18 protein-coding genes, 8 tRNA genes and 1 pseudogene are annotated in these 25794 nt (G+C 45.4%); 18 read left to right on the top strand and 9 right to left on the bottom strand.

Annotated elements, in window-relative coordinates; genetic code table 11:
- Positions 1-12 precede the first annotated feature (12 nt).
- Positions 13-1373 (top strand): annotated as a pseudogene (locus NI461_RS08780) (hypothetical protein).
- 54 nt (positions 1374-1427) lie between these two features.
- On the opposite strand, the gene NI461_RS08775 reads toward NI461_RS08780, so the two are convergent.
- The 4 genes from NI461_RS08775 to NI461_RS08760 all read right to left on the bottom strand — a co-directional run bounded on the left by NI461_RS08775 (position 1428) and on the right by NI461_RS08760 (position 8191).
- Positions 1428-3146, bottom strand: coding sequence for a proline--tRNA ligase (locus tag NI461_RS08775; RefSeq protein WP_151204893.1), 1719 nt, complete (start codon positions 3144-3146; stop codon positions 1428-1430).
- Positions 3147-3241: 95 nt separating this feature from the next.
- The gene (locus NI461_RS08770; protein ID WP_253157069.1) at positions 3242-6349 is read right to left on the bottom strand and encodes an efflux RND transporter permease subunit; all 3108 of its coding nucleotides are present in this window, start codon (positions 6347-6349) and stop codon (positions 3242-3244) included.
- Between the two features lie 18 nt (positions 6350-6367).
- Positions 6368-7492: an efflux RND transporter periplasmic adaptor subunit gene (locus tag NI461_RS08765; protein WP_253157067.1), complete on the bottom strand. Its 1125-nt coding sequence runs from the start codon at positions 7490-7492 to the stop codon at positions 6368-6370.
- A gap of 51 nt (positions 7493-7543) precedes the next feature.
- The gene (locus NI461_RS08760; RefSeq protein ID WP_253157065.1) at positions 7544-8191 is read right to left on the bottom strand and encodes a hypothetical protein; all 648 of its coding nucleotides are present in this window, start codon (positions 8189-8191) and stop codon (positions 7544-7546) included.
- A gap of 285 nt (positions 8192-8476) precedes the next feature.
- Here NI461_RS08760 and pilG point away from each other — a divergent pair, with 285 nt between their 5' ends.
- The 6 genes from pilG (at position 8477) to NI461_RS08730 (ending at position 17027) form a co-directional block, all read left to right on the top strand.
- A complete protein-coding gene (gene pilG / locus NI461_RS08755) occupies positions 8477-8860 on the top strand; it encodes a twitching motility response regulator PilG (protein WP_004784987.1) in 384 nt (127 codons plus the stop codon).
- 25 nt (positions 8861-8885) lie between these two features.
- A complete protein-coding gene (locus NI461_RS08750; RefSeq protein WP_151204718.1) occupies positions 8886-9254 on the top strand; it encodes a response regulator in 369 nt (122 codons plus the stop codon).
- Positions 9255-9259: 5 nt separating this feature from the next.
- The gene (locus NI461_RS08745) at positions 9260-9796 is read left to right on the top strand and encodes a chemotaxis protein CheW (protein ID WP_151204719.1); all 537 of its coding nucleotides are present in this window, start codon (positions 9260-9262) and stop codon (positions 9794-9796) included.
- Positions 9797-9842: 46 nt separating this feature from the next.
- Complete coding sequence (locus NI461_RS08740; protein ID WP_151204720.1) at positions 9843-11915, top strand: methyl-accepting chemotaxis protein; 2073 nt, start codon at positions 9843-9845, stop codon at positions 11913-11915.
- A 168-nt stretch (positions 11916-12083) separates the two neighbouring features.
- Positions 12084-16568, top strand: coding sequence for an Hpt domain-containing protein (locus tag NI461_RS08735; protein ID WP_253157063.1), 4485 nt, complete (start codon positions 12084-12086; stop codon positions 16566-16568).
- Positions 16569-17027: a hypothetical protein gene (locus NI461_RS08730; protein WP_151204722.1), complete on the top strand. Its 459-nt coding sequence runs from the start codon at positions 16569-16571 to the stop codon at positions 17025-17027.
- A 59-nt stretch (positions 17028-17086) separates the two neighbouring features.
- On the opposite strand, the gene dapE is transcribed toward NI461_RS08730, so the two are convergent.
- The 3 genes from dapE to NI461_RS08715 form a co-directional block, all read right to left on the bottom strand.
- Positions 17087-18223, bottom strand: coding sequence for a succinyl-diaminopimelate desuccinylase (gene dapE / locus NI461_RS08725; RefSeq protein ID WP_253157061.1), 1137 nt, complete (start codon positions 18221-18223; stop codon positions 17087-17089).
- Positions 18224-18342: 119 nt separating this feature from the next.
- Entirely contained in the window at positions 18343-18492 is a 150-nt protein-coding gene (locus NI461_RS08720) for an entericidin A/B family lipoprotein (protein WP_151204724.1), read from the bottom strand.
- A 115-nt stretch (positions 18493-18607) separates the two neighbouring features.
- Entirely contained in the window at positions 18608-19483 is an 876-nt protein-coding gene (locus tag NI461_RS08715) for a DUF1853 family protein (RefSeq protein ID WP_253157059.1), read from the bottom strand.
- Positions 19484-19569: 86 nt separating this feature from the next.
- Here NI461_RS08715 and NI461_RS08710 point away from each other — a divergent pair, with 86 nt between their 5' ends.
- From NI461_RS08710 to NI461_RS08660, 11 genes are all read left to right on the top strand, one after another.
- Complete coding sequence (locus NI461_RS08710) at positions 19570-20007, top strand: YbaN family protein (RefSeq protein WP_253157057.1); 438 nt, start codon at positions 19570-19572, stop codon at positions 20005-20007.
- A complete protein-coding gene (elsL, locus tag NI461_RS08705) occupies positions 20004-20546 on the top strand; it encodes a cell wall-recycling L,D-carboxypeptidase ElsL (protein ID WP_253157055.1) in 543 nt (180 codons plus the stop codon). Before NI461_RS08710 ends, elsL begins: the two co-directional genes overlap by 4 nt.
- 458 nt (positions 20547-21004) lie before the next feature.
- Positions 21005-21080: transfer RNA gene (locus tag NI461_RS08700), tRNA-Val, on the top strand.
- A gap of 28 nt (positions 21081-21108) precedes the next feature.
- Positions 21109-21185 (top strand) — tRNA-Asp (locus tag NI461_RS08695).
- 48 nt (positions 21186-21233) lie between these two features.
- Positions 21234-21310: transfer RNA gene (locus NI461_RS08690), tRNA-Asp, on the top strand.
- Positions 21311-21331: 21 nt separating this feature from the next.
- Positions 21332-21407, top strand: a tRNA-Val gene (locus tag NI461_RS08685).
- Positions 21408-21421: 14 nt separating this feature from the next.
- Positions 21422-21498 (top strand) — tRNA-Asp (locus tag NI461_RS08680).
- A gap of 70 nt (positions 21499-21568) precedes the next feature.
- Positions 21569-21644, top strand: a tRNA-Val gene (locus NI461_RS08675).
- 14 nt (positions 21645-21658) lie between these two features.
- Positions 21659-21735 (top strand) — tRNA-Asp (locus NI461_RS08670).
- A gap of 97 nt (positions 21736-21832) precedes the next feature.
- Positions 21833-21908 (top strand) — tRNA-Val (locus tag NI461_RS08665).
- A gap of 71 nt (positions 21909-21979) precedes the next feature.
- Positions 21980-22441: a DUF2750 domain-containing protein gene (locus tag NI461_RS08660; protein WP_151204728.1), complete on the top strand. Its 462-nt coding sequence runs from the start codon at positions 21980-21982 to the stop codon at positions 22439-22441.
- 130 nt (positions 22442-22571) lie between these two features.
- Here NI461_RS08660 and NI461_RS14295 read toward each other — a convergent pair whose 3' ends face one another.
- Both NI461_RS14295 and NI461_RS08655 read right to left on the bottom strand, forming a co-directional pair.
- Positions 22572-22898: an ElyC/SanA/YdcF family protein gene (locus NI461_RS14295; RefSeq protein ID WP_151204729.1), complete on the bottom strand. Its 327-nt coding sequence runs from the start codon at positions 22896-22898 to the stop codon at positions 22572-22574.
- 151 nt (positions 22899-23049) lie between these two features.
- A complete protein-coding gene (locus NI461_RS08655) occupies positions 23050-25596 on the bottom strand; it encodes a sulfite reductase flavoprotein subunit alpha (RefSeq protein ID WP_151204730.1) in 2547 nt (848 codons plus the stop codon).
- Positions 25597-25794: the final 198 nt, after the last annotated feature.

The raw sequence follows: 25794 nt of genomic DNA, 5'->3' as shown, positions 1-25794 counted from the left end.
AAGGATAGAATTATGAAAAAATCTTTAATTGCATTACTGGTGGGTACATTTACTGGTTTCTCTCATACCTACGCGATGACCATATTAAATGATGAGCAATTATCTGAAGTAGAGGGCCAAGCTTTAATCAACCTTGAATACCAGAAAGGAATTAGTGCCACTGATGCACAAGGTAAATCTTATAATCAAACCAATATGGGATTTTATAAACTTGCTCTTAGTGCTGAAATGGAACTGAATGCCAATATTAAAAAACTACAGCTAGGCTGTGGTGGTGAAAATAATGCTATTCGTGCCGCAAGTTGTGATATTGATATTGATAATCTTGGTTTGAGCGGCTTACCCTTAAATGCGGATGGCAGCATTAATACAAATTATACAGCTGATCAACGAGCAGCCTCTTCAGCTAAAATTACCAATCCTTTTGTCCAGATTGCGATTAAAAATCCAGATTCGGCAGCAACCAGACAGGTTCTTGGCTTCCGCGTGAGTGCAGAGAAAATTGCAGGACTGTTAACTTTGGGTACACATAATGACCAGGATGCAAAAGGTAATGGTATTCCGAATGGAATTAATAGCTTTAGTGGTTATATGAAAACCAAAACGGCATCCGGTGTAGCTGTAACAGGTAGTCGTTCTATGACTTATGCAGATACCCAGTTAAAGATTAATGGGGAAGTTTCAGGACGTTTATTGGGCAGTAGCTCGGGTACAACTTGTGTAGGTGGTTTTTTAGATCCTTGTCATAATGTTTCTTATACCTCTGATTCTTATAATTTAAACTTATCTTCAACTTCTGCTCCTTTTACAATTAACTCTACCATTGTATCTGGGACGCGAATGAAAGATGTAATGTTAAAAGGCAGTGGTACAGTTGGGAAGATTGATTTTAGTGGGCAATTAACGGCTAAAGTATTAGGACTCTTAAATTTAGAGAAGCAGGTATCGGGTAATATTACAGGCTTGAAAACAGATATTACTGTGAATCAGAGTTTGGGCTTAATTCATGCTCTGTATTTGAATAATCCTGCCTCATTATCTTTACAAGCTGAAAGTATCTTGCGGCTGTCGGAGCAAATAAAGGTTGGTGGCTGGCAATGGAGGATGAAGTCGAACTTGGAAGTTTGAGCCCAAATACTGAAGTTGCAATTACGGATGAAGTCTTGAAACAAACCATTGCTGGAATTAATAAAGATTTAACGGAGAACCCGCGAAATTGTGGCAACCTTTTAACAGGGTGTATAGGTGGTTCCGCATTAGTGGTTGGTAATGTGCCTATGGGTTCTACAACTTTAGATTTCCCTTTAACCAACTTGAGTCTGCAAGGACAAAACTTTAAACCAAACTGCTTTGGCGGGCATAGATTCTGCTAACGAATGCCTATAAAAAATCCCGCTATTTGAGCGGGATTTTTATTTTGACAAGAATTATTTGGCAATTTTAGCCAGTAATTCTTCTTTAGACAGGTTGACTGATTCTGCATCACGACGACCTTTGTATTCAAAGGTGCCTGCATCCAAACCTTTTTCTCCCACTACGATCCGGTGTGGAATGCCCGTTAACTCAAGATCAGAGAATTTTACGCCTGGGCGCTCATTACGATCATCCAGAAGCACATCAAAGCCCGCAGCTTGAAGCTCAGTATAGAGTGCTTCGGCTGCTTCCAGAGTGCGTGGTGATTTATGTGCATTCATTGGCACAATCGCAACTTCAAATGGTGCAATGGCCATTGGCCAGATAATGCCTTTTTCATCAAAGTTCTGCTCAATGGCAGAAGCAACCACACGGGTTACACCAATACCGTAACAACCCATGGTCACAGTGAACGGCTTGCCATCTTCACCGAGAACTTTACAGCCTAAAGCTTCAGAGTATTTTTTACCTAACTGGAAGATATGACCGACTTCAATACCACGTTTAATTTGAAGTACGCCTTTACCATCTGGAGAAGGATCGCCTTCCACCACATTACGCAGGTCATAAACTTCAGTAAACTGTGCATCACGCTCCCAGTTGACACCAGTCGCATGTTTGTCCGCTTCATTGGCACCCGCAACAAAGTCAGACAGTACAGACGCAGCACGATCAACGATGACGGTAATCCCTTTTTCAACCAGACCTTGTGGGCCTACAAAACCGGCAGTCAAACCAAGCGCTTTGATTTGCTCTTCAGTGGCAAAAGTCAGTGGCGCTGCAATTAAAGGATGTTTTTCAGCTTTAATTTCATTCAGTTCATGATCGCCACGGAGGAATAGCGCAACCACTGGTACAGCTTTGGCTTCTTCAGTAGCAACACCTTGAACCAGCAGGGCTTTAACTGAATGCGCAGGATCAGTCGCTAAGAATGCAGAAACATCAGCAATGGTCTTTTGATTGGGAGTATCAACAATTTTCAGTGCTTGAGCTGGAGCAGCACGCTCACCGACTAAAATTGCTTCAGCCATTTCAATATTGGCTGCATAGTCTGATTCAGTTGAGAATGCAATATCATCTTCACCGCTAGAAGCCAAAACATGGAATTCGTGCGAACCAGACCCCCCGATTGAACCTGTATCTGCCTGTACCGGACGGAAATCCAGACCTAAACGGCTAAAGATTTTGCAGTAGGCCTCATACATTGCATCATAGGTTTTTTGCAGTGATTCCTGATTTGCATGGAAAGAATAAGCATCTTTCATGATGAATTCACGTGAACGCATGACGCCAAAACGTGGACGAATTTCATCACGGAATTTGGTTTGTACCTGATAGAAGTTGACTGGCAGCTGTTTGTAGCTCTTTAATTCATTACGTGCCAGATCCGTGATGACCTCTTCATGCGTTGGACCCAGCACAAAAGGAGTGTCATGACGATCTTTAAAGCGTAACAGTTCAGGACCATATTCTACATAACGGCCTGACTCTTCCCAAAGTGAAGCCGGTTGGGTTACAGGCATAAAGACTTCAAGTGAACCAGCATTATTCATTTCTTCACGAACGATCGCAGCCACTTTATTTAATACGCGAACGCCCATCGGCAGCCAAGTGTATAGACCTGAAGCCAACTTACGAATCATACCGGCACGAAGCATCAGCTGATGTGAAATAACTTCAGCATCATTCGGGGTTTCTCTTAACGTTGCAAATAAAAAGCGACTCGCGCGCATGGAAACTGTCCTAAAAATTAAGCGTTAAAGCAGAGATTATACAATAAAAAATGAGGTGATCATTTTTGAATATCACCTCATGCTTGTGATTTAAATTATGACATGATTTTACGCAGATGGCGCAGCATAAAATTCTTTAAATCATCCAGGTAGGTGAAAATTACCGGTACTACAACCAAGGTAAGCAGGGTCGAGGTAATGACTCCGCCAATGACTGCATGTGCCATAGGCGCACTTTGCTCTCCACCTTCGCCTAGTCCAAGTGCAAGCGGTACCATACCCATGACCATGGCACTGGTGGTCATCAGAATAGGACGTAAACGGGTTTTACCGGCTGCAATAATGGCAGCATAACGCTCTTCTCCCCGGTCCATTGCCTTTTTAATAAAGTCAATCAGCAGAATCGCATTCTTGGTGACCAAGCCCATTAACATGATAATGCCAATGATCGAGAACAGGTTCATGGTCGAGTTAAACAGGAAAAGGGCTAAAAATACTCCGACCAGTGATAAAGGCAGGGAGGCCATAATGGCGGCGGGATGAATAAAACTGTTGAACTGCGAACCCAACACAATATAAATAAATACGATCGATAAGGTAATTGCGGTTAGGGCATAGCCGGCAGACTCAGCCATATCGGCATTTGAGCCTTGAGTGTCGAAGCTATAACCAGGAGGAAGCTCGAAACTGGCTTGCAGTTTTTCTATATCCGAGCCGATGTCGCCCGCAGGTCGGCCGGCAGTATTGGCTTCAACCAGTACTTCACGTGCCAGATCACGCCGGTTAATCTGTGAAGCGCCAAGTTTTTCCTCAAAATTTGCCACGCTGGATAGCGGAATCAGGATCGGTTGCCCCGCAGCATCAGTTTTATTTGAAGTGATGTACATGTTCTGTAAATCACCTGGAAGCGTACGTTGGTCTTCAGTGAGACGCAAGTTGACATCATAGGTTTCACCTTGTTCATCTTGCCAGGTAGTGACGTCATCACCAGCAATCAGAGGACGGACGACATTGGCAATCTGGTTGACTGATAAACCGAGATCACTGGCCAGAACACGATTAACCTGTATGTTTAAAGTTGGTTTAGGGGCTTTTAAGGAGGACTCTAAATCGACAATACCCTCGATTTTAGTCATTTCCTGCATAAATCGATCAGAAATTTTCTGTAATTCACTCAGTTCAGGCCCTTTAATTGAAATCATAATTGGCTTTTGACCGCCAGATACGGTTTCATCGGCAGAAGCCACCGAGGTAACCATAATACCGGCCACCGATTGCAGGCGATGACGGAATTCATTATTTAAATCAGTCAGTGTTTTTTCGCGTTCAGTGCGTGGGGTAACGCTTACACGCAGACTGACATGGTTTTTACCGCGGTCGGTGACACCGTTAATCACGCCATAGGTCGCACGCACATCCGGATGCTGACGAATAATAGCATCTACTTGTTGCAGCTTGGCTTGTGAATATTCAAGAGAGGCGTCGACCGGAGTTTCAAATTTGATGCGGATTTCACCTTTGTCGGGGACGGGTACAAATTCAGTGCCGATCAGTTTGGACAGTCCGAATGCACCGACCAGAGAAGCGAACGCAATCAGGAGCGTAAGCAGCCTGAAGCGCAGAGCCAGCTTGAGCAGTTTTTCATAGACCTGGCTTAAATTGTCCAGGTGATGTGAAATCCACATGAAAAAGCGTTTAACTGCTCCAGGATGTTTGTTCGGATCTTTTTGCTTTTCTGCCCAATGCGCAGAAAGCATCGGATCGAGCGTAAAACTGACAAACATGGAAATGAGAACGGCGGTGCTGACTGTCACCCCAAACTGATAGAAAAAACGTCCAATAATCCCGCCCATAAAGGCGACAGGCAGAAAGACTGCAACAATGGTCAATGTCGTAGCCAGAACAGCAAGGCCGATTTCTTGGGTACCTTCCAGGGCTGCGGTAACATGATCTTTGCCCATATCGGCATGTCGGACAATATTTTCCCGTACCACAATCGCATCATCAATCAGCAGACCAATACTGAGGGAGAGAGCCAATAAGGTCATCATATTGATGGTAAAGCCAAAGGCCCAGATAAAAGTCAGAGTACCTAACAGGGCAATCGGCAAGGTCAGGCCGGTAATCATGGTCGAACGGAATGAACCTAAGAATAGCAGGACAATCAATACCGCAAGCACAGCGCCTTCAATGATGGTACGCGCCACATCGCTAATCGTGCCACGAATACTTTTCGAAGCATCTACCACGACTTCCAAACTGGTGCCCGAGGGTAATTGAGTTTTGATGCTTTCCAGCGTCTTATAGGTTTGATCCACGACCTCAATTACATTGGCGTCCGAGCTACGCAAAATATCAATGGCGACGGCAGCCTTGCCATCCAGAAAAGCCCCTGTTTCAAGCTCAGCCTGACTGTCTTCAATTTGTGCAATCTGTTTCAGGAAGATGGGCGCGCCATTTTTGTTAGCAACAATTAAATCTCCAAAGGCCAGGGGATGCAGGACTTTAGAGTTGATCTCAATCACCAGTTCAGAATTGCCAGATTTTAAAGTACCACCCGGCACCTCAATATTCTCAGCTTTAAGGGTATTTATCACACTGTCTACCCCAATCCCGAAAGCACGCAGTTTTTCAGGTTCAACCTGAATCCGGATTTGACGTTGTGCATCACCGAGCAGGTTCACAGTGCCTACGCCGGGAACGGTGCGCAGCTGTGGCACAATCCGCTGATCTAAGTAAGAGCTGAGGGCTTTTAAGTCCATATTGTCTGACTTGAAGACAATCGACATGATGGCATTCGCTGTCGGGTCATAGCGCTCGACTACCGGTTCCTGAATTTCATCACGAAATTCGGCTGTTACCGACGCAATTTTGTCCCGCACATCCTGAGCGGCTGTGGTGGAGGGAATATCCAGATTGAATTCGGCCGTGATCATCGACAAGCCTTCACTAGATTGGGAAATTACCTGTTTTAAACCAGAAATGGTATTGATCTGATCCTCAAGTTTTTTGGTAATTTCTGATTCAACCGTTTCAGGAGATGCACCCGGATAAGTGGTATATACCACCACAAACGGAAAGTCGACATCCGGGAACTCCTCTACGCCCATCCGTTGCCAAGAAGCCAGCCCCAGTACCATCAAACAGAACATCATCATGATGGTGAAGACTGGGTATTTCACACTGATTCGGGTAAACCACATAGTAATAATCCTGTCAGATTAGGGAGAACCCAAAGTCACGGCCTTATTCAGATCTGCTTCGGTAAAAGCAATACGACTGACCTGATCGCCTGTTTTCAAGCCTCTGATCACGGCGATATTATCGTTATAGCGTTGCTCCAATATCTCTATATTGACTCGCTTGATCTTGTTTTGACGAATTACCCAGACAAAGGGCTGGTTTTGAATATTCTGGATGGTATCCAGAGGAAGTATTTGTCCTGACAGTTGCTGCGAGCTTAAAATAGAGCCATCAACAAAAGAACCAATACTTAAAGAAGAGATGCTTTCATTCGGAGCTGCAAAGAATTCGATCTGGCGACTGGCCTGATCGGCAATCGGGGAGACCCGGCTAATGACTGCGGTGAGCTGATCCGGATTGCCTTGAAGCCGGTATTCAATTCGATGACCCGGGCGCAGGCTGGCCTGCATGTCACTCGGTACACGTGCTTGAATTTCCACCTGATTCGGATCCACAATTTCAAATAGGGTTTGGCCTACTGCGACTGTTTGTCCAGGCTCAACCTGACGCTGAGTAATTACACCGTTCATAGGACTGGTGATTATTCCATCATGATCAGCCTTTTCAGCAATATCTACATTGGCTTGCTGGGCGTGTACATTTTCCAGTTGGGCCCGGTAGTCTACCTGGCTTTGCTCATATTCAACCTGAGAAATAAAGCCCTGATCCAGCAGGCGTTTCTTTCGCTGCATCATAGTGCGGGCCTGATTGGCCTGCGCCTGAGTCGCAGCCAGATTGGCACGTGCCTGAGCCAGACGGGCTGCATTATCCTGATTGTTTAACCGGACCAGAAGCTGCCCCTTGGTCACTGTCTGACCTACTTGGGCATTGACGCTGGTAGCTGTTGCTGTGACCTGGGCCTGAATGCTGCTTTGATTTACGGCACGAATTGTACCGGTAAAAGCGGTTTTCTGGACTAAATTGCCGGCTTTCACCGCCACCAGATCTTGAGGAATCAGTTCAATTGTTTGGGGAGTCGTTGCTGGTGGGGCTGACTCATTTTGACTACAGCCAAGTAGCAGTAAATTTAAGCAAAGTGCACTCATCATCAAGACTGAGCGCGGAGAGGGCATATCCAAAAGATGAGGCTGTGCAGATTGCATAAGAGTCCTTCATACTTGTGGTCGCCAAAAGCAACGACAAGTTTTATATGTTTATTCAAGTGCTTGTAAACGAGCAATAATTCTGTCGTATTCTGCTTCCAGGTTTCGATAGCGACTTTGTAAAGACTGAATATTCTCTTTTTGGAAAGTGAGATTTTTCTGGTTGTTTTGCAGGCTGGTTTTTAAAGCCGCAGGCGGTGCTTTGCCTTTACGTAAATATTCACGTTCCTGACGTACAAACATGATCCGGTCTTTTTGTAACTGCTTCATTTGTTCCTGTTGAAAGTTAATCTGCTTTTTCAACTGGTTCAGGGCTTCGGTCTTTTTCTGGGAGGCTATATGGCTGCTGTTATAGGCACGTTTAAGTTTCTGGTCCTCGGCCAGACGCTTTGCCTGCTGGGCACGTTGCGGTGCCTGCTTGATATCCAGCTCGGCATTATAAGGGCGCGCGCGCTTAATCACCTGCATATTCTGATCAAGTGCTTCATAACCATAATGAATATGATTGGGGGTGACATTGGTGCTGATATTGGCCACACCTTTGCTGTCATAATAGCGATACCAGGTGGCTTTTTGTGGGTTTTGCTGGGTATTGGCATAGCTCAGGCTCACCTGCGTAAATAAGGCAAGTACAAGAATGAATTGGCCAGTCATTTTATTTTTATCAATGACAGCAAGTTTTTCCGAAAACTGACCCATCATTGGCTCCCCAAATTTAAAGTTGACTAAATTACTTATTTTAAAGTAATAATATGGTTATATTAGACCCAAATTCTTCAATAAAAAACCACTGTTAATCAAAAAAAAATCACCAGTATAAATAAAGTGTGAAGCAGTTCTTGTAATTTGTAAACTCTGCCAACTTGTACAAAAAATGCTCATTGATAATATAAGTAAGTTTGTGTTAAAAATGTTGGCGAATCGTAATAAAATAATGCTATCAGCCTTATGGCATATCATTTCTAAAAGGGGACGGGGTAATAAATGGATGATAAATTCCAGAATTTAAAAGTTATGGTCATTGATGACTCAAAAACAATTCGCCGTACCGCAGAAACTTTACTGCAACGCGAAGGCTATGAAGTCGTCACTGCCGTTGATGGTTTTGAAGCATTGTCTAAAATTGCAGAAGCCAATCCGGATATTGTTTTTGTCGATATCATGATGCCGCGTCTGGATGGCTATCAAACCTGTGCCTTGATCAAAAACTCACAGAACTATCAGAATATTCCTGTGATTATGCTTTCGAGTAAAGACGGTTTATTTGATCAGGCCAAAGGTCGTGTTGTCGGTTCGGATGAATATTTAACTAAACCTTTCAGTAAAGATGAATTGCTTAACGCAATCCGTAACCACATTAGTGCTTAATATTTGATTTTTTTTGGGGAATGGCATGGCACGTATCTTAATTGTAGATGACTCACCGACAGAAACCTTTCGCTTTAGAGAGATTCTTAGCAAACATGGCTTTGAGGTGATTGAAGCAGCCAATGGCGCCGATGGTGTCACCATGGCGCAGGCAGAGTTGCCTGATCTGGTGCTGATGGATGTAGTAATGCCAGGGGTAAACGGCTTTCAGGCGACCCGTCAGATTGCGCGTGGCGAAACTACCAAGCATATTCCGATTGTGATCGTAAGTACCAAGGATCAGGCCACTGACCGCGTTTGGGGTAAACGGCAGGGTGCTGCGGACTACTTGACCAAGCCTGTTGATGAACAACAATTAATTGATGTGATTAAGCAACACCTCAATGCAGGATAAGCTCTATGGCAGCAAATGGATTTATCGAATTGCTTCGCATTGCGAAACGGGGGAATAAAAACTACGTTTCCAATGAAAATGAAGTCAACCGATGGTCAGGTATCGCTTTTGAGATGATGGGGCAATATTTTGTTGCGCCGCTGGGGGAAGTATCTGAAGTGATCTATCCTCCAAAATATACACCAGTTCCTAATACACAATCCTGGGTGTTGGGTTTGGCGAATATCCGGGGAAGACTGTTGTCTGTTTCTGATCTGGCACAATATGTTTCGGGGCATGCCAGTCAGTTTTTGCCTACTCAAAAAGTATTATGTATACATCATAATGACCATTATGTCGGCTTGGTCGTTGATCAAGTTTTGGGGATTCAACACTTTAACAAGAAAAGTTTCTTTTCTAAGACCACTGAATTGGATAAAAACCTGCAAGACTACTGTCAGGGATTTTTTCACCAGCATAACCAGCAATGGCATGTCTTCTTATTCAGTCGTTTGTTGCAAAATCCAAAATTTATGAACGCGTCAATAAAATTTATAAATTAAACGTCGCACACGAAAGTAATAAAGGCGTAAATCGGGGAGAAGCTGCATGGGCTTTAAACTTAAAAAGAAGAATACAGGTGAAAGTACCAGCCGCAAAAGTGGCAATGCTTTTTTAGCCAAGATTCAATCACAAACAGATCAGTTATCACGTGTATTTGGTGACAGTGAAAAGTCTAAGCCGCTTATTTACGGGGCAATAGGCTGTCTACTCGCGGCACTCATTACCTTGCTATATCTTTTCTATAGCGTGCCACGTACCAACCAGCTGACTCAAAGTCTGGGTGATTTACGCCTACTTTCGCAAATGATTTCACGTCAGGCGACAGAAGCCACTGCTTCGGGAACACCTGAAGCGATGAAAAGCCTGACCGAATCACAAAAAGCGTTTGCTGAAAACCTGGAAACAGTGAAAAGTATTCACCCGGACAATGAAGCACTGGACACGGTGAATCAACAGTGGAGCAAGATGTCATCTAATATTGACCTGATTGCATCGCAACAAAAAATCATTAACCAGCTGTATGATACTAACATCGCGATTGGTGAAGCCATCCCGGGAATTCAGGCAGAATATAACCTGATGGTTGACCAGATGGCGCGTCAGAACATGCCTTCTAACCAGGTTGTTATTGCGAAAAACCAGGTATTTATTGCAGAACGTATCTTGCGTTCAATCAGTTTGGTATTGACGGGTAGCGATGGTTCCCGTGAATCAGCGGATGACTTCAGTGCCGATACGGAAACTTTTGGTTCTTATTTGAATGCCCAATTGAACGGTTCTGCTGAACTGGGTGTAGAACGTGTCAATGATCCGAACCTGCGTGAATCTCTGGAAGGAATCAAGGCTGAATATGATGATGTACTACAGTCTGCGTCTGCAACGATCCTGAAAAACTCGACTCAAATTGTCAACGTTCGTCAAGCTTCTGCTGCGGTTTTCACCGAATCTGACGTGCTGCTGAATAATCTGAATAAGCTGTCAAGCAAAGCTGGTCTGACAACGATTCTTCCAGCGGTTTTATTAATTCTGTTATTGATTGGCTTCCTGATCTGTGTATTCAAACTGCTATCCCTGCGTGGAGCATCGGATAAACAGCGTGTAACACGCCTGCAAGATGAATATGACCGTAACCAGAATGCGATTCTACGTTTACTGGACGAGATTGCTGACCTTGCAGATGGTGACTTACGCTCATATGCGACAGTATCTGAAGACTTTACCGGTGCGATTGCCGACTCGATTAACTTTGCGATTGACCAGTTACGTGATCTGGTATCACGTATTACCGAAACTTCACATGAAGTAGCGCAATATACGGCAACCACACAAAGCATTACCAACCAGTTAGCAGAAGCTTCTGAACACCAGGCCCAAGAAATTGCCGGTGCTTCTGCTGCAATTAACGAAATGGCAATGTCGATTGACCAGGTATCTTCAAACGCTGAAGAATCTGCCATGGTTGCGGAACGTTCGGTACAAATTGCTGCCAATGGTGCAGACGTTGTAAACCGCTCAATTGAGGGGATGGACACCATTCGTGAACAGATTCAGGAAACCTCGAAGCGTATTAAACGTCTGGGTGAATCTTCACAGGAAATTGGTAACATCGTTGCCCTGATTAACGATATTGCTGACCAGACCAACATTCTCGCCTTGAACGCTGCAATTCAAGCGTCGATGGCAGGTGAGGCCGGTCGTGGTTTCGCGGTTGTCGCAGATGAAGTACAACGTCTTGCGGAACGTTCTGCCTCTGCAACCAAGCAGATTGAAGGCCTGGTGAAAACGATTCAGACCGATACCAACGAAGCGGTAATTTCGATGGAACAAACCACAGCCGAGGTTGTGCGTGGTGCGAACCTGTCTAAAGACGCCGGTGTAGCACTGGACGAGATTCAAACCGTATCGAATAACTTGGCAAAACTGATTGCAAGCATTTCTGATGCAGCAAAACTGCAGTCTGCTTCTGCAGGTCATATTGCGACCACGATGAACGTGGTTCAGGAAATTACGTCGCAAACCACGAGTGCAACTTTTGACACAGCACGCTCTGTTTCTGAGTTGGCAAACATGGCCGATGCATTACGTGAATCTGTATCTGACTTTAAACTGCCAGAATAAAGTTAGAGCATATGGGGGAAATGTGCCTTGATCTAGGTTGAGGCACATTGGGACATACAGATAAAGCCTCGACAAGATGTACTTAACTTCATAACGTTAGGTCTCGCGTGACGATGACAATTAAGTTTGAGCGCCCTTCTTGGCGGCACAACGTAAGAAGCATGAGCTATGAAAGAAATATTAAAAAATTTAGTTGAAACGACAACGCTTCCTGAAGATAGTTATCTTGATCAAGATGCAGAAATTCTTGAAATCTTTGTTGAAGAAATCGAAGAGATCTTCGTTGAGTTAAATGCTTTATTTCCAGAATGGTTTGCCAATCCAGGTCAGCAGGAGACGCTGACTACGATTCGTCGCCATTTTCATACCCTGAAAGGTTCAGGGCGGATGGTAGGGGCAAAAACAGCCGGGGAAATTGCGTGGACAGTTGAGGATAGCTTAAACCGGGTCCTCTCAGGCTCGATTCAGCTAACACCGGTGATTCAGCAATATGCCAAAGCTGTACTGAATATTTACCAGTTTGTTTTATATCCAAAATTTAAGCAGGTGCGGGAGCTGGATGTTGATTTGCGCCCAGTCATCCTGTTGGGACAACAATTACAACAACAAATTTCACCTGAGCCAGCTCTAGAAGAACTCTTGCAGTTGGCAGACAGCTTGACGGCTGAAGGCCAGATCACAGGTCTTGAATTGGCAGACAGTTCCAGCAGCGAGCTTGATAGTACTTCACTTAGTCCAGAACAGGCCGCTGAAAATCAGGACACGATGGCTCAGAATGATATTGATGAAACTGTCGCAATCTTTATTGAAGAAGCAGAAGAGCATCTTGAAACAATTGCCAGATTCCTGGGCAATGAAGATGAAAAAACTCAGGATTATAATGCCCTGATTCGTGCCATTCATACTTTACGTGGCAGTTCATCCATGGCGCAAATCGAGCAGATTTTTGATGCCAGCTCCAAAGTAGAACATTTGTTTAAAACCCTGGTACAGGATGAAATCGTTTCGACCTCTAAAGAGACGGCTTTATTGATCCAGTATGCTGAATTTATCAGTGACTATTTGCATTTATTGGGCCAGAGTGAGCAGGAAGCCCTGAACAAGGTCTATGCTACTTTCATCAAGGTTTGGGATGATTATGGCTATGCAGCCAGTGAAGCAGATCGTCCGGAAACTCAAGGTCTGGTTTCCAAACTGGTTGAGCTGAATATTGATCTGTTGCTGGATGCCGAGTTTGAGTTTGATAAACGTGCCCAGATGGATTATCCGGAATATATTCAGGCTTTAAGCCAGCAGGCAGCGGAACTGCTTGCACATACCGATAATCGCGCAGCACTTGGCATCCATGAGTTTACTGCTGATCTGAAACTGGCCTATGATGCCTTACTGGAAAAGCCGGTACTGCTCGGCAGTAATTATGCTTATGAGCTGTTTGCACAGGCGCATCAGGAATTCATCCATCTGTTCGATACACTGGCAGCGGGACAGCGGGTGATCTTAAGCGAACAAGTGCATAAGACCCTGGGCGAACTGTCGGCATTTGTACAGCAGGATCTGGAAATCTTGAAGGATGAGTGTACAGAAACTCCGATAGAAAATACGTTCGCTCAAGCAGAGCCATTAGCTGAAGCTGCTACTACGGGGAGTGTGGATTTTGCTGTATTAAGCCAGCGGATTGCCGCAGACCGTCAGCTGATTGAAAGTAGTGAGGCACAGCGTGACTTTGATGAAGACCTGCTGAATATTTTCCTGGAAGAAGCAGATGAATTGTTGGTCAGTATTGATGAAGACCTGAATAGCTGGACCAAAAAACAAAATGACACGGCTTCATTAAATAATCTGATGCGCCATTTGCATACCTTGAAAGGGGGCGCAAACATGATTATGGCGTCACATATTGGTGCAATTGCGCATGAACTGGAAAGTATTTATGAGCGGATTATTCGCCAGCAAATTCAGGTCACTCCCGCCTTAATCCAGATGATTCGTCTGGTACAGGACAACGTTTCTGACCGTATCCAGGCGATGCGTGATGAAGGCATTGACTATCCGGCACCTGAAGCAATTGCAATTCTGCAAAATATTCAGACGCTGGCAGCAGGACAGGCGGTTGAGACACCTGTTGAAACGGGAGTACCAGCAAGTGTTGAGCTGAAGAATACAGCGCAGGCTGATGCGCTGGGTGATTTAGCAAATGAGTTGATAGTTGAAACTGCTGATGACAGCACTGATGAGCTGATATCTGAAAAACCGGCAGCAATAGAATCTGGTCTTGAAGTAGTGGCAGTTACTGCCGAGCTTTCGGCAGAGGATGAGCTGAAATCTATCGTTGAAGAAAGCTTCCTAGAAGAATCTGAAGAGGTTCTCGACAATGCAGAAAAACTGCTGAAGCAATGGTTTGAACAGCGTAGCGACCGTAGCTTGTTACTACAATTACAACGTGCCGCCCACAGTATTAAAGGTGGCGCACGTATGATTGACAATGAAACGGTTGCGAGCATTGCCTATGAGCTGGAAACTACTTTCGAGCAGTTCGCAGTCTATCATTTTAACTCGAATGCGTATGATGGCCTGTTGCAAAAAACGCTGGCCTGGCTAAAACAGGCAATTTTCCAGCGCGACTATAGCAATGTTGAGCAGATTCAAAGCGGTCTGGCAAAGATCCAGTATGTAGATGTAACGGCACAATTGCCTGAACACCTGGCCAAAACTGAACATCTGGCTGCGGTTCCTAGTTTCGAATTTATAGAAGGTGATGGTACTGAACCACCTCAGATGATGGGTGAGTGGGCGCATACAGGTACGGGCGATACCAGCAATGAGATGATCCGTATCTCGGCCGATCTGGTGGAGAAGATGATCGACCTGTCGGGTGAGAACGCGATTAACCGTTCCCGTATCGAAATGGATTTGGGGCAGCTGGGCAATACCCTGAACGAGATGGAGCTTGCGATCAAGCGTCTGGCTGATCAGTTACGCCGAATGGAAGGTGAGCTGGAATCCCAGATTATTGCCAAACACGGTTCAGAAAACTCGCGTTATGCAGACTTTGACCCACTGGAAATGGACCAATATTCTTCTTTGAACCAGCTGTCTAAATCTCTGGCGGAGTCGGCATCTGACTTGGTGGATTTCAAAAGTACCCTGGCAGACAAGATTAGGGAAACTGAAGGCTTGTTATTGCAACAGTCACGGATTCAGGCCGAGATTCAGGAGAGCCTGATGCGTACCCGTCTGGTTCCATTTGACCGCATGCTGCCGCGCTTGCAACGTATTGTACGTCAGACATCGACCAGCTTGAGCCGTCCTGCTGAATTAATCGTACAAAATAATGAAGGCGAATTGGACCGTAATATTCTGGAACGTCTGGTGACTCCATTTGAGCATATGCTGCGTAATGCGATTGACCATGGTCTGGAAGATCGCGCTGAGCGTCTTGCACTGCACAAGCCGGAAGTGGGCGCTATTGTATTAAATATTAGCCGCCAAGGAACAGATGTTATCGTTTCCTTCAGTGATGACGGTAAAGGCATTGATGCCGGAAAGATTCGGGAAAAGGCTCTTGGCCTGGGTCTTATCAAAGAAGATCAGATGCTGGATCAGGAAGAAATCTTGCAGCTGATTTTCCATCCTGGCTTTAGTACTGCCACAGCGGTCACCCAGATTTCCGGTCGTGGGGTCGGGCTGGATGCCGTACAAAGTCAGATCAAGCTGCTCGGCGGTCATGTCTCGGTGACATCCGAATTAGGCAAGGGAACCACCTTCAGCATTCGCGTTCCTACAACAGTGGCGGTCAGCGATGCCCTGATGGTGAAAGTGGGTGATCAGCAATATGCCATTCCACTGGCCCAGATTGACCGTATTGTCCGTATTGCGCCGTCAACACTGGAAACTTACTTTAATAGTAAAGATGACCACTTCAAGATTGATAATGAAAATTACAAGCTACGTTCTTTGTCCGAATTTGTTGCTAATCAGCCAATTCCACGTCTGAACAATATCGGTCATTCACTTCCGGTACTGCTGATCAAAGGCAATAGTGGTCAGACCATTGCCTTGCTGGTTGATCAGCTGGTCGGCTCACGTGCCCAGATTGTCGTGAAACCAGTGGGTCAGCAGTTTGCCAATATTGGCGTAGTGGCTGGTGCAACGATTCTTGGTGATGGTCAGGTCTGTCTGATTCTGGATGGTCAGAATATTGCCCGTCAGATTCAAACCACTCAGCGTCTGAAACAGTTGCAAGATCATCGTGATAGTTCACGCTACTCAAATACACGTCGTCTGGTGATGATTGTGGATGATTCGGTGACAGTGCGTAAGGTAACTTCACGTCTGCTAGAGCGTCAGGGTTATGATGTGGTAACGGCGAAAGATGGTGTCGATGCGATTGAGCAGCTTGAAAATATCCGTCCGGATCTGATGCTGCTTGATATTGAGATGCCGCGTATGGATGGTTTCGAGGTGACCAACCTAGTTCGTCACCATGATATTCACCGTAACCTGCCAATTATCATGATCACATCGCGAACCGGTGAAAAACATCGCGAACGGGCGTTCAGTCTGGGGGTTACTCACTATATGGGTAAACCGTTCCAGGAAGCAGAGTTGCTGGAGAATATTCAGGAAATCATTGCAGTACAACAGGGGTCATAGATGAGTCAGAGTAACTTAAGCAGCACGATGGCTGATCAGATTAGTCAGCAGGAATTACAGCATTTAATTACGGTCTCTACCGGATTTATTGATGCTTATATTATTGACTGTCACGGCAAAGCGCCGATGCTATTACCGCAAAATATTGTTTTGTCAGCGCTGGATAGTTCAACCCAAGTCAAAACCGTAGAGTGGCATGAAGCCAAACTGCCGGTCTATGCGGTGAATGAGCCTTCTCAGCAACAGGGAGTTGCCCTGGTGATTGAAGGGGATGAAATCTACCAGCGTTTTGCCCTGATGTGCAATGAAATGCCAAAAACGATCCGTTTACGTATTTCTGAAGTGGTGGATGCGGAGCAGTCCGATCATGATCCTGCCGTATTCCAGTATGTCCGTATGGCAGAACAGTTATTCCATATCCCGAATATGGCACATATTCAGGCTACACTCGGTCTATAAGAATATAGACATAAAAAAGGAACTCTACGGAGTTCCTTTTTTATGTCTTCATCTAGCGCTTAGTGGCTCAGTAAGTTCACCAGAATCTGCTCATAAATTTCAGCCAGTGGCTCTAGATCGGCAATATCTACATGTTCATTGATCTGGTGGATGGTGGCGTTCAGTACCCCAAGCTCCAGCACCTGAGCTCCAGTAGGGGCAATAAAGCGGCCGTCCGAGGTCCCACCAGAGGTAGACAGTTCGGCTTCACGACCTTTCACACTCAAAATGGCATTCTTGGCAGCATTTACCAGTTCGCCCACCGGGGTCAGAAATGGCAAGCCAGACAATGTCCAGGAAATGTCATACTCCACCCCATGACGGTCCAGAATCTCAAAGGTACGTGCCTTAAGTTCTTCGGCAGTCACTTCGGTGGAATAACGGAAGTTAAACAGCAGTTCCATGCTGCCCGGTACCACATTGGTTGCACCCGTACCGGCATTGATATTGGAAATCTGGAAAGAAGTAGCCGGGAAATAGGCATTGCCATGATCCCAGACCGTATTACATAATTCTGCAATAGCTTGAGAGGCAGTATGGATCGGATTCACTGCAAGCTGTGGATAAGCCACATGGCCTTGTTTGCCTTTAACCGTTAGATGGGCATTTAATGAACCGCGACGGCCATTTTTGATAATATCGCCGAGTTGATGTGTGCTTGATGGTTCGCCCACCAGACACCAAGTGATTTTTTCATTGCGTGCCTCCAGCGTTTCAATGACTTTCACCGTACCATTGATGGAGGGACCTTCTTCATCTGAAGTAATCAGATAGGCAATCGAGCCTTTATGATTTGGATATTTTGCTACAAAACGCTCAGTGGCCACCACCATAGCAGCTAGCGCTGTTTTCATATCTGCACTGCCACGACCATAGAGCTTGCCATCACGGATTTCTGGCTGAAATGGGTCCGAGTTCCAGGCTTCCAGATTTCCTGTAGGTACCACATCCGTATGGCCAGCAAAGCAGAATACTGGGTCTTCTGTTCCTTTACGCGCCCAGATATTATCCACATCTTCAAAGCGCATGGCTTCAATATGAAAGCCGATCTGCTTTAAACGTTCCGCCATGATCGTCTGGCAGTCATGATCCAGAGGGGTAATAGAAGGCTGGCGTAACAGTTGCAGGCTTAAGTCTAGAGTGGCAGAAGAGTCCATAGGGTATTCTTAAGTGGGTAAATTTATGGCTTCTATAATAGGGGAATATAAGCTGGAATGTGAATATGCCATATAAAAAAACCCTATCGTAGATAGGGCTTCCTGGTACTTGAAAAAACTTAATTGTGACGGATTTCTTCAGACGTTTTTTCCGCAGTATTAGTGACAGTATCTCCAGCTTTGGAAACGTCTTTTCCCAGACCTTTGAACGTATTACAACCAGTCAATACAAAAGCCATTAGCAATGAAGTAGCAAGAATTTTTTTCATCATCATCTCCATATAATCAATAATAAAATTATTATGATGTGGAACTTAGATTAGAAAATATATGTTCTAAAAAACATGAGGTTTTCATAGTGCTTCGGTTAATAGATGTAATGTTTTATAGTGACTTATGTGTAGATAAAGGAAGTAGTAAGGGATTGCGGTACATATAAAAATCTTCTTGATCTGCTTTTTTATATAATCCATCTGTCCACCAATATGGCTTTAAACTGCTCGGCTGAGCATTTGGATAAATCCATTCATGTCGTTGCAGACGATAAAAACCGGAGCTGGGATCGGGAATCTGCTGTCCCCATAAACCCAGACGCCGTCCAGTATTTATCCATGCGGGCAGGGGCTGATCAGCACGATGAAGTGGTAGATAAAGCTGGCCCTTAATCACACAAAAACGTTGTTGGATAGGATGCCCAAGCGCCTCGGTAAACTGAAACTGTTTCTGGGTAAAATGCTTCATTTTCCGGATTAAAGTATCGCTGCGATTCAGGCCATACCAGTGTGGCAGGCTGAAATCGGCCTCAGCCAGATAATATTTCAGGGCGATTTCCCAGTGCTCAACCAGACCGCTATCGCTATTTAACATTAAAAAATCCAGCTCACCCAGTGTTTTGGCGCCGTCAATTTTCTGAATACTATGTCCTAAAAGCTGGTAAGGATGATAGGCATCATCCAATAACCAGAACCAGATCAGCATTTCAAAGCGCAGGCCGAGCCGGGTGCTTTTCAGTTGCCCGACAAAATCTTCCAGTTCTTGTGGATGCTGATCTAGATATTTCAGGCGCGGATGATAGTGCTGTAGATGCTGCTGCCAGTGCTGGTTATTGTGTAGCTCAAAACCATGCACAATCGTCAGCTCATCTGGGAGTCCGGACAGGATGTTGGGGCTGCCGACAGCGAAGGCCAGTTGTCGTACCAAAGGGTGCTGATAGCATTGCCATGTTTCTACAAAATTTTGATTTAGACGGGAAAAGGGCATCACGTGACCTGTGAAAGTGCAGAAATATAACGGAGAGCAGATAAAAACACTTTATACTACCCTAATTCCGGGGTTGGGACTGATTTATGAAAATGTTGTTTTGGCGAAGCCTAGTGGTGGTGTTTGTGATCCTAGGTTTTATCGGTGCATTTTTGCCGGGTATGCCAACAACAGTCTTTTTAATTCTGGCTGCCTGGGCGGCTTCTAAAGGTTGGCCACAGATGGATGAATGGCTACTTAACCATCCAAAATATGGGCCTACACTTAGCGCCTGGCGAGCCAATGGTACGGTGCCTCGTAAGGCCAAATGGTTGGCCAGTATCATGATGCTGATCAGTGGAATCATTATGCTGGTGACCCCAGCACCTGTCGCTGTCAAAATCTTTACTGATATCATCTTGCTGATTGTGGTTATTTGGTTATGGCGCCGTCCTGAACCCCAGCCAGAGAGCCAGCAACATGAGCAGATCGCTACCTCCGTATCTTCTTTAATCAAGAAAAAGACCGAGAATGATAAGTCATGAATAAGTTACAGCTGGCTCAGGCCGAAATTCTGATTGATTTAGCCCAGCAAAAACTGCATTTGCCGCGCTTCAATAAAAGCTATCTGATTTCAAGTGGAAAAAACGGGATAGGTGAAACTGAAAATAGTGGCAAGACCCCGCGTGGCTGGCATAAGGTGGTAGAAAAATTTGGTCAGGAAATGCCTTTAAACAGTGTATTTATTGCCCGTCAGGCCACGGGTGAGATTTATGATGCTGAGCTGGCAGCCCAGTTTCCTGAGCGGGACTGGATTTTAAGCCGTATTTTGTGGCTTTGTGGTCTGGAAGCCGGCTTTAATCAGGGCGAAGGCTGCGATACCTATCAGCGTTATATCTATATTCATGGCACACCAGATTCAGAACCAATGGGTACGCCGAGGTCACATGGCTGTATCCGGATGCGCAATGCAGATATAGCAGAGCTGTTTCGTCTGGTGAATGAAGACGCACTGGTCTATCTTTCGGAACAGCCGCTGGAGATTGAACCTGAATCTTTAAAAGTAAGACAGATGAATGAATAAAATCAGATGAAATATCACTTATTTTCACCAGGTGAATAAGTCCTGAGTGTTAAATTCACTGCTGGATGGTCTGAAGGAAATATAGGGAAAGGAAAGTTAGCAACAGGACTGGATCATAAAATATTAAAACTAGAGAAAGACTGAAAATGTTTGAATTACAGGATTACCACCTGAAGAGTTTTGAGGCCCTGTATAATCTTTCAGCAGTCTTGACGTTTTCGGTAAGTGCTGGCCTAAATTTTCATTTAAGAGCTGAAAAAGTGCAGATCGCTGCTCACAGAAAGCACTTGAAATTTGCTATAAACTTAAAAAATAAACAAAAAGTATTGTTTTTTTTAACAATTAACCTATTTTTTAATCACTCACACTGAAAAAGTGGAAAACAGTCAGAAAAGCGTTTGACAGTCTGTGAGGATTCTCTATAATGCACCTCATCAAACGATGAAGACGTTTAGAAAGGGCGCTTAGCTCAGTTGGTAGAGCGTCTGCCTTACAAGCAGAATGTCGGCGGTTCGATCCCGTCAGCGCCCACCAAGCTTCTTTCACGTTGAGACCTTATAGTGCAGCGGTAGTTCAGTTGGTTAGAATACCGGCCTGTCACGCCGGGGGTCGCGGGTTCGAGCCCCGTCCGCTGCGCCACTTTAAGATCTTGATATTCGTTTGCCGCAATAGTGACATTGTGTAAGTGCAGCGGTAGTTCAGTTGGTTAGAATACCGGCCTGTCACGCCGGGGGTCGCGGGTTCGAGCCCCGTCCGCTGCGCCATTTACATGATTGACCTTTTGAGGGCGCTTAGCTCAGTTGGTAGAGCGTCTGCCTTACAAGCAGAATGTCGGCGGTTCGATCCCGTCAGCGCCCACCAGATTCTTTTGCGATGCAGCGGTAGTTCAGTTGGTTAGAATACCGGCCTGTCACGCCGGGGGTCGCGGGTTCGAGCCCCGTCCGCTGCGCCATCTCAAGAGAAATTAGATTTAGGTCCCTGAGCTTAGATTTAATAAAACTAAAGATTGACACTCTTTATCAGGGCGCTTAGCTCAGTTGGTAGAGCGTCTGCCTTACAAGCAGAATGTCGGCGGTTCGATCCCGTCAGCGCCCACCAGATTCTTTTGCGATGCAGCGGTAGTTCAGTTGGTTAGAATACCGGCCTGTCACGCCGGGGGTCGCGGGTTCGAGCCCCGTCCGCTGCGCCATCCTAAGATCATTCTGCTTAAATTCCTGAGTTTAAGATATTCATACCAAGACTTGTTGGTCTTGCGTCATAAAATAGCCCTGCTATTTTATTCCTCAGGGCGCTTAGCTCAGTTGGTAGAGCGTCTGCCTTACAAGCAGAATGTCGGCGGTTCGATCCCGTCAGCGCCCACCATATCTTTCTTGCCTAAAATCTGATTATTCCATAGAATCCAAAGTCTATAATAATTTGAAGATTTCATGGCCATGAGAAATCCATATCAGCGCAAAGCCGCCTCAAAAACCCAAAATTCTGCTTACGATCCCAAATATGCCTATAAACAGTATATTGAAGCGATTGTCGCCAATGCAGGCATTTTTGCACTTTATCAAGACGGCTGGGCACTTTGTGCGACTCCGACCGGACAGCGGGCTTTTGCCAGCTGGCAAAGCAAGGGTTTGGCCAGGCTGCTGATAAAAGACAACTGGGCCAATTATCAGGTCCAGGAAATCAGTCTCAAGGATTTTGTTGAGAAAGTCATTCCTTTTTTGCGTCAGGAAAAGACCATTCTTTCACTGGATTTAACTCCGGAAGGGCAAAATATTCTGGTGGCGCCAGAAAAGTTACTGCTTGATATTAAAAATTATCTCTATCAGATCTATATACAAAAACCCGAACTGTTTAAAAATCTGGATCTGCCGTTGCCGCGGCAGATCCGTTTACATTAGAATTTATTTTAAATAGACCCTCATATCCATTGAAGAGCCACTCATCAACACCAACTATTCGCCTAACCAGAAGTGATAGCAAATACACAGGGGAATGGTGGAACTGAGGTTGATGACATGCTGATAGCCCTCATGTCGGGCAATCGCACGGGCGCGTGGCGTATGAAAACCGTTGGTGACAATGGCGGTCGGGTCTGAGATCCTGCTTTAAGACTATTTGTAAATACAGTAGATTCTGTGCAGTGCTGGTGCTGCGGTCTTCCGGTATGATCTGATTGCGAAGCTGTGGATAGGTGGTACGCAGATAGTGGTCCATGCATTGAGCTTCGGTATATTTTTCCTGAAAGCTGAGTCCGCCCGTGATAATCATCAAGTTATCCGGATATGGCTGGACATATGCTGCTGCGCTGTCCGGACAGTTGTTTAAAGTGGGAGGGGCTGTCCAGACCCCGTTCATGAGCAGTAGCACCGTAAAGATCAAGCTCAGGCTGTGTTTAAGTTGACTGGAAATTTTTATTTCCTGATTGTTTAAGAACAGATTAAGTTGTCATCTCTGTATGCAATAAAAAACCGGACAGCTTTGCCCGGTTTTTTGATTTTATATCGTTTTAATACACATCACGACGATAACGACCATCCTGGCGTAATTGATCGACACTACTTTCTCCGAGAATCTCGATCAAGGCTTGATCAACATCACTGGCCATGCCATTAATGCTACCGCATACATAAATCACTGCACCCTGAGCAATCCAGGTTTTTAGTTCTTCTGCCTGTTCACGCAGCTTATGATGTACATAGACTTTTTCCGGCTGGTCGCGAGAGAAGGCCAGATCCAGACGTTGCAGTGTGCCCATCTGTAACCATGCCTGAATCGTTTCTGCAAAGAAGAAATCGTGTTCACGCTGGCGCTCGCCGAAGATTAGCCAGTTTTGTGTATAGTCCTGACGATTACGTGCGCTCAGCAGGCTGAGTAGGCCGGCAATGCCAGTACCATTACCAATACAGATAATTGGACGGTTATCATCCACCAGATGGAAGGATTCATTGTTACGGATACGTAAGGCAATTGAAGTATCTAACGGCGCATGCTCGGTCAGCCAGCCTGATCCCAGACCGAAGCGGCCTAGGGCATCGCTTTGTTGACGAACCACTAGGCGTAAAACCTGCTGGCTGGGAATGCTGGCAATCGAATATTCCCGGGTAGGCAGAACAGGTAATTGCTCAAGTAGCTGCTCCAGAGAGTCAAAAGGCTTGGCTTGAGTCAGGTCACGATCCCAAAGCGCCTGTTCAATGCTTTGTTGCAGAGATGGGACCTGTGTACCAGCTGCAATCTGATGTTCATTAAGGAAGGCCTGAATCCGCTCAGGGCTATTGCCGGGCTGAATCTCGGCAATATCACCTGCCTGCCAGATGGCTTCATGCTGAGGAGTCAGTTCAATACTAAAGGCTGGCGCACCCAGACTGCCCGGATTGAGCAGCTCACGTTGATGCAAAGTCCATGAATCAAAAGTCTTGTCAATGCGCATGGCTTGTAATTCCAGTTGCGTGACCTGTGCCAGTGCCTGATTCCACTGCTGGATATGCTCATGATTGGCATTATCCACTTCAATGGTCGGGAATAATGGTGTGGCGGCATTCTGCTGCAGCCATGCATCAATACGATGGCCAAAACTGCAATAGGTGTCTGGATATTCCTGGGAGCCGAGTGCCAGAACTGCATAACTGAGATGACTGAGATCGGTTTTTGCAGACAGGATTTTTTTCTCAAAAGATGCAGCCAGATCCGGTGCTTCGCCGGTACCATAGGTGCTGGCAACAAATAACACCTGTTCAGCCTGTTGCAGATCACTCAGGCTTAACTGCTGTACTGTTTTAACTTTAACCGGTTGACGCGCTTCTTGTAAGGCGGTTGCGGTACGCCAGGCCAACTGCTCGGAGACACCGGTTTGTGAAGCATAGGCAATCAGCCAGGGGGTGGTATTTGAATCTAAAGGAATGGCATTAGCACTTTGACGGGCAGCCAACGTCAGTTTCTTCTGTTTACGGCGTTTCAGATACAGCATCCAGCCGGTCACGAAGAATAGAGGCATTGTTAAAGCTGCCAGCATGACTAAGAACTGGTAGACCGGACCAAAGAAGCTCCCCCGGTGGACGGGCAGCATACTGCTCATGATTTTTTCATTTAACTTTTTATCTTTATAGAGCTGGACATCATAAAACTTAGCATCAGAATAATGATAACTTGCCGTATTTCGCGCACGTTCATGCTGGGGGATCGGGTCCACGAAACTCAACTCTATTTTACCATTGGCTTTTTTCGGAAGAGTAAACGTCACGCTCGAGTATCTATCGGAGAATTCTGTATTAAAACCCATCCAGCTTTGCTCCAGTATCTGCACAGTTGTTTCTGGAGGCAGAGTGTTTTCAGTATTTTTACCACTGCGACCCTGATTGGCATTGGCCTGCATGGTTGGTTGAGGACGCTCGACTCCTAATACTTTAAACATGCCATTACGCCACCAGTCATACGACCAGTACAGGCCGGTGCATGCGAGCAGCAGGTAGAAAATGACTACCCAAGTTCCAACTACGGCATGTAAATCCCAGATAAAATTTCGGCCTTTTAACTTCGGCTTAACCAGAAACCACTGTTTAATTGAGTGGCGTTTGGGCCAACGCAAATACAGGCCGGACAGTACGAAGAAGATGAGCATCAGGGTACAGGCACCGGTAATTTGCTTGCCGAATGGACCCAATGTTAAATAGCGGTGTAACTGCTGAACAAACTGGAAGAACTCACGGCCTTTAAGCTCAGGCAGGGCTTCGGCCGTGTAGGGATTCAGCATAATATTCTGGCCGCGTCGTGCACCTTCTTTGGCGATATTCACTGTGCTGGATGCAGCCGGATCGCTGGCCACCGTAACGCTATTAATTTTGGCCTCAGGCTGGTTTTGCTGGAAGCGTAGATATAGCTCAGCCGGGCTTAGTTTTGGTTGATTTTGTATCTGAACCACATAACTGTCAGTATTTATCCATTTTAAGATTTGCTGCTCATAAGAATAAATAGCCCCAGTGACTCCCATGATGGAAAGGATCAAACCAGCGCTAATCCCCAGAAACCAGTGGATTTGGAAAAACATTTTTTTTAACATGGGCGTCAGATGAAAGTGGTTTATACAAAATTACGAAAATTATAGCTGGAAATTATAGAGTTTGAAAATAATATTTATTCTCATTATCATTTATATTGTGATCTAGGTAACCTGAGTTCGATATAAAAAAGAGTATAAAAAAAAGCCTTGTATTTGTAACATATTGGTTATCAAGACAAAATGTTATAAAACAAGGCT

Source organism: Acinetobacter sp. S4400-12 (genome assembly GCF_024129495.1).
Taxonomy (GTDB): domain Bacteria; phylum Pseudomonadota; class Gammaproteobacteria; order Pseudomonadales; family Moraxellaceae; genus Acinetobacter; species Acinetobacter lwoffii_C.
The sequence above is the reverse complement of the archived record's forward strand: the minus strand, read 5'-3'. Positions and strand labels throughout refer to the sequence as shown.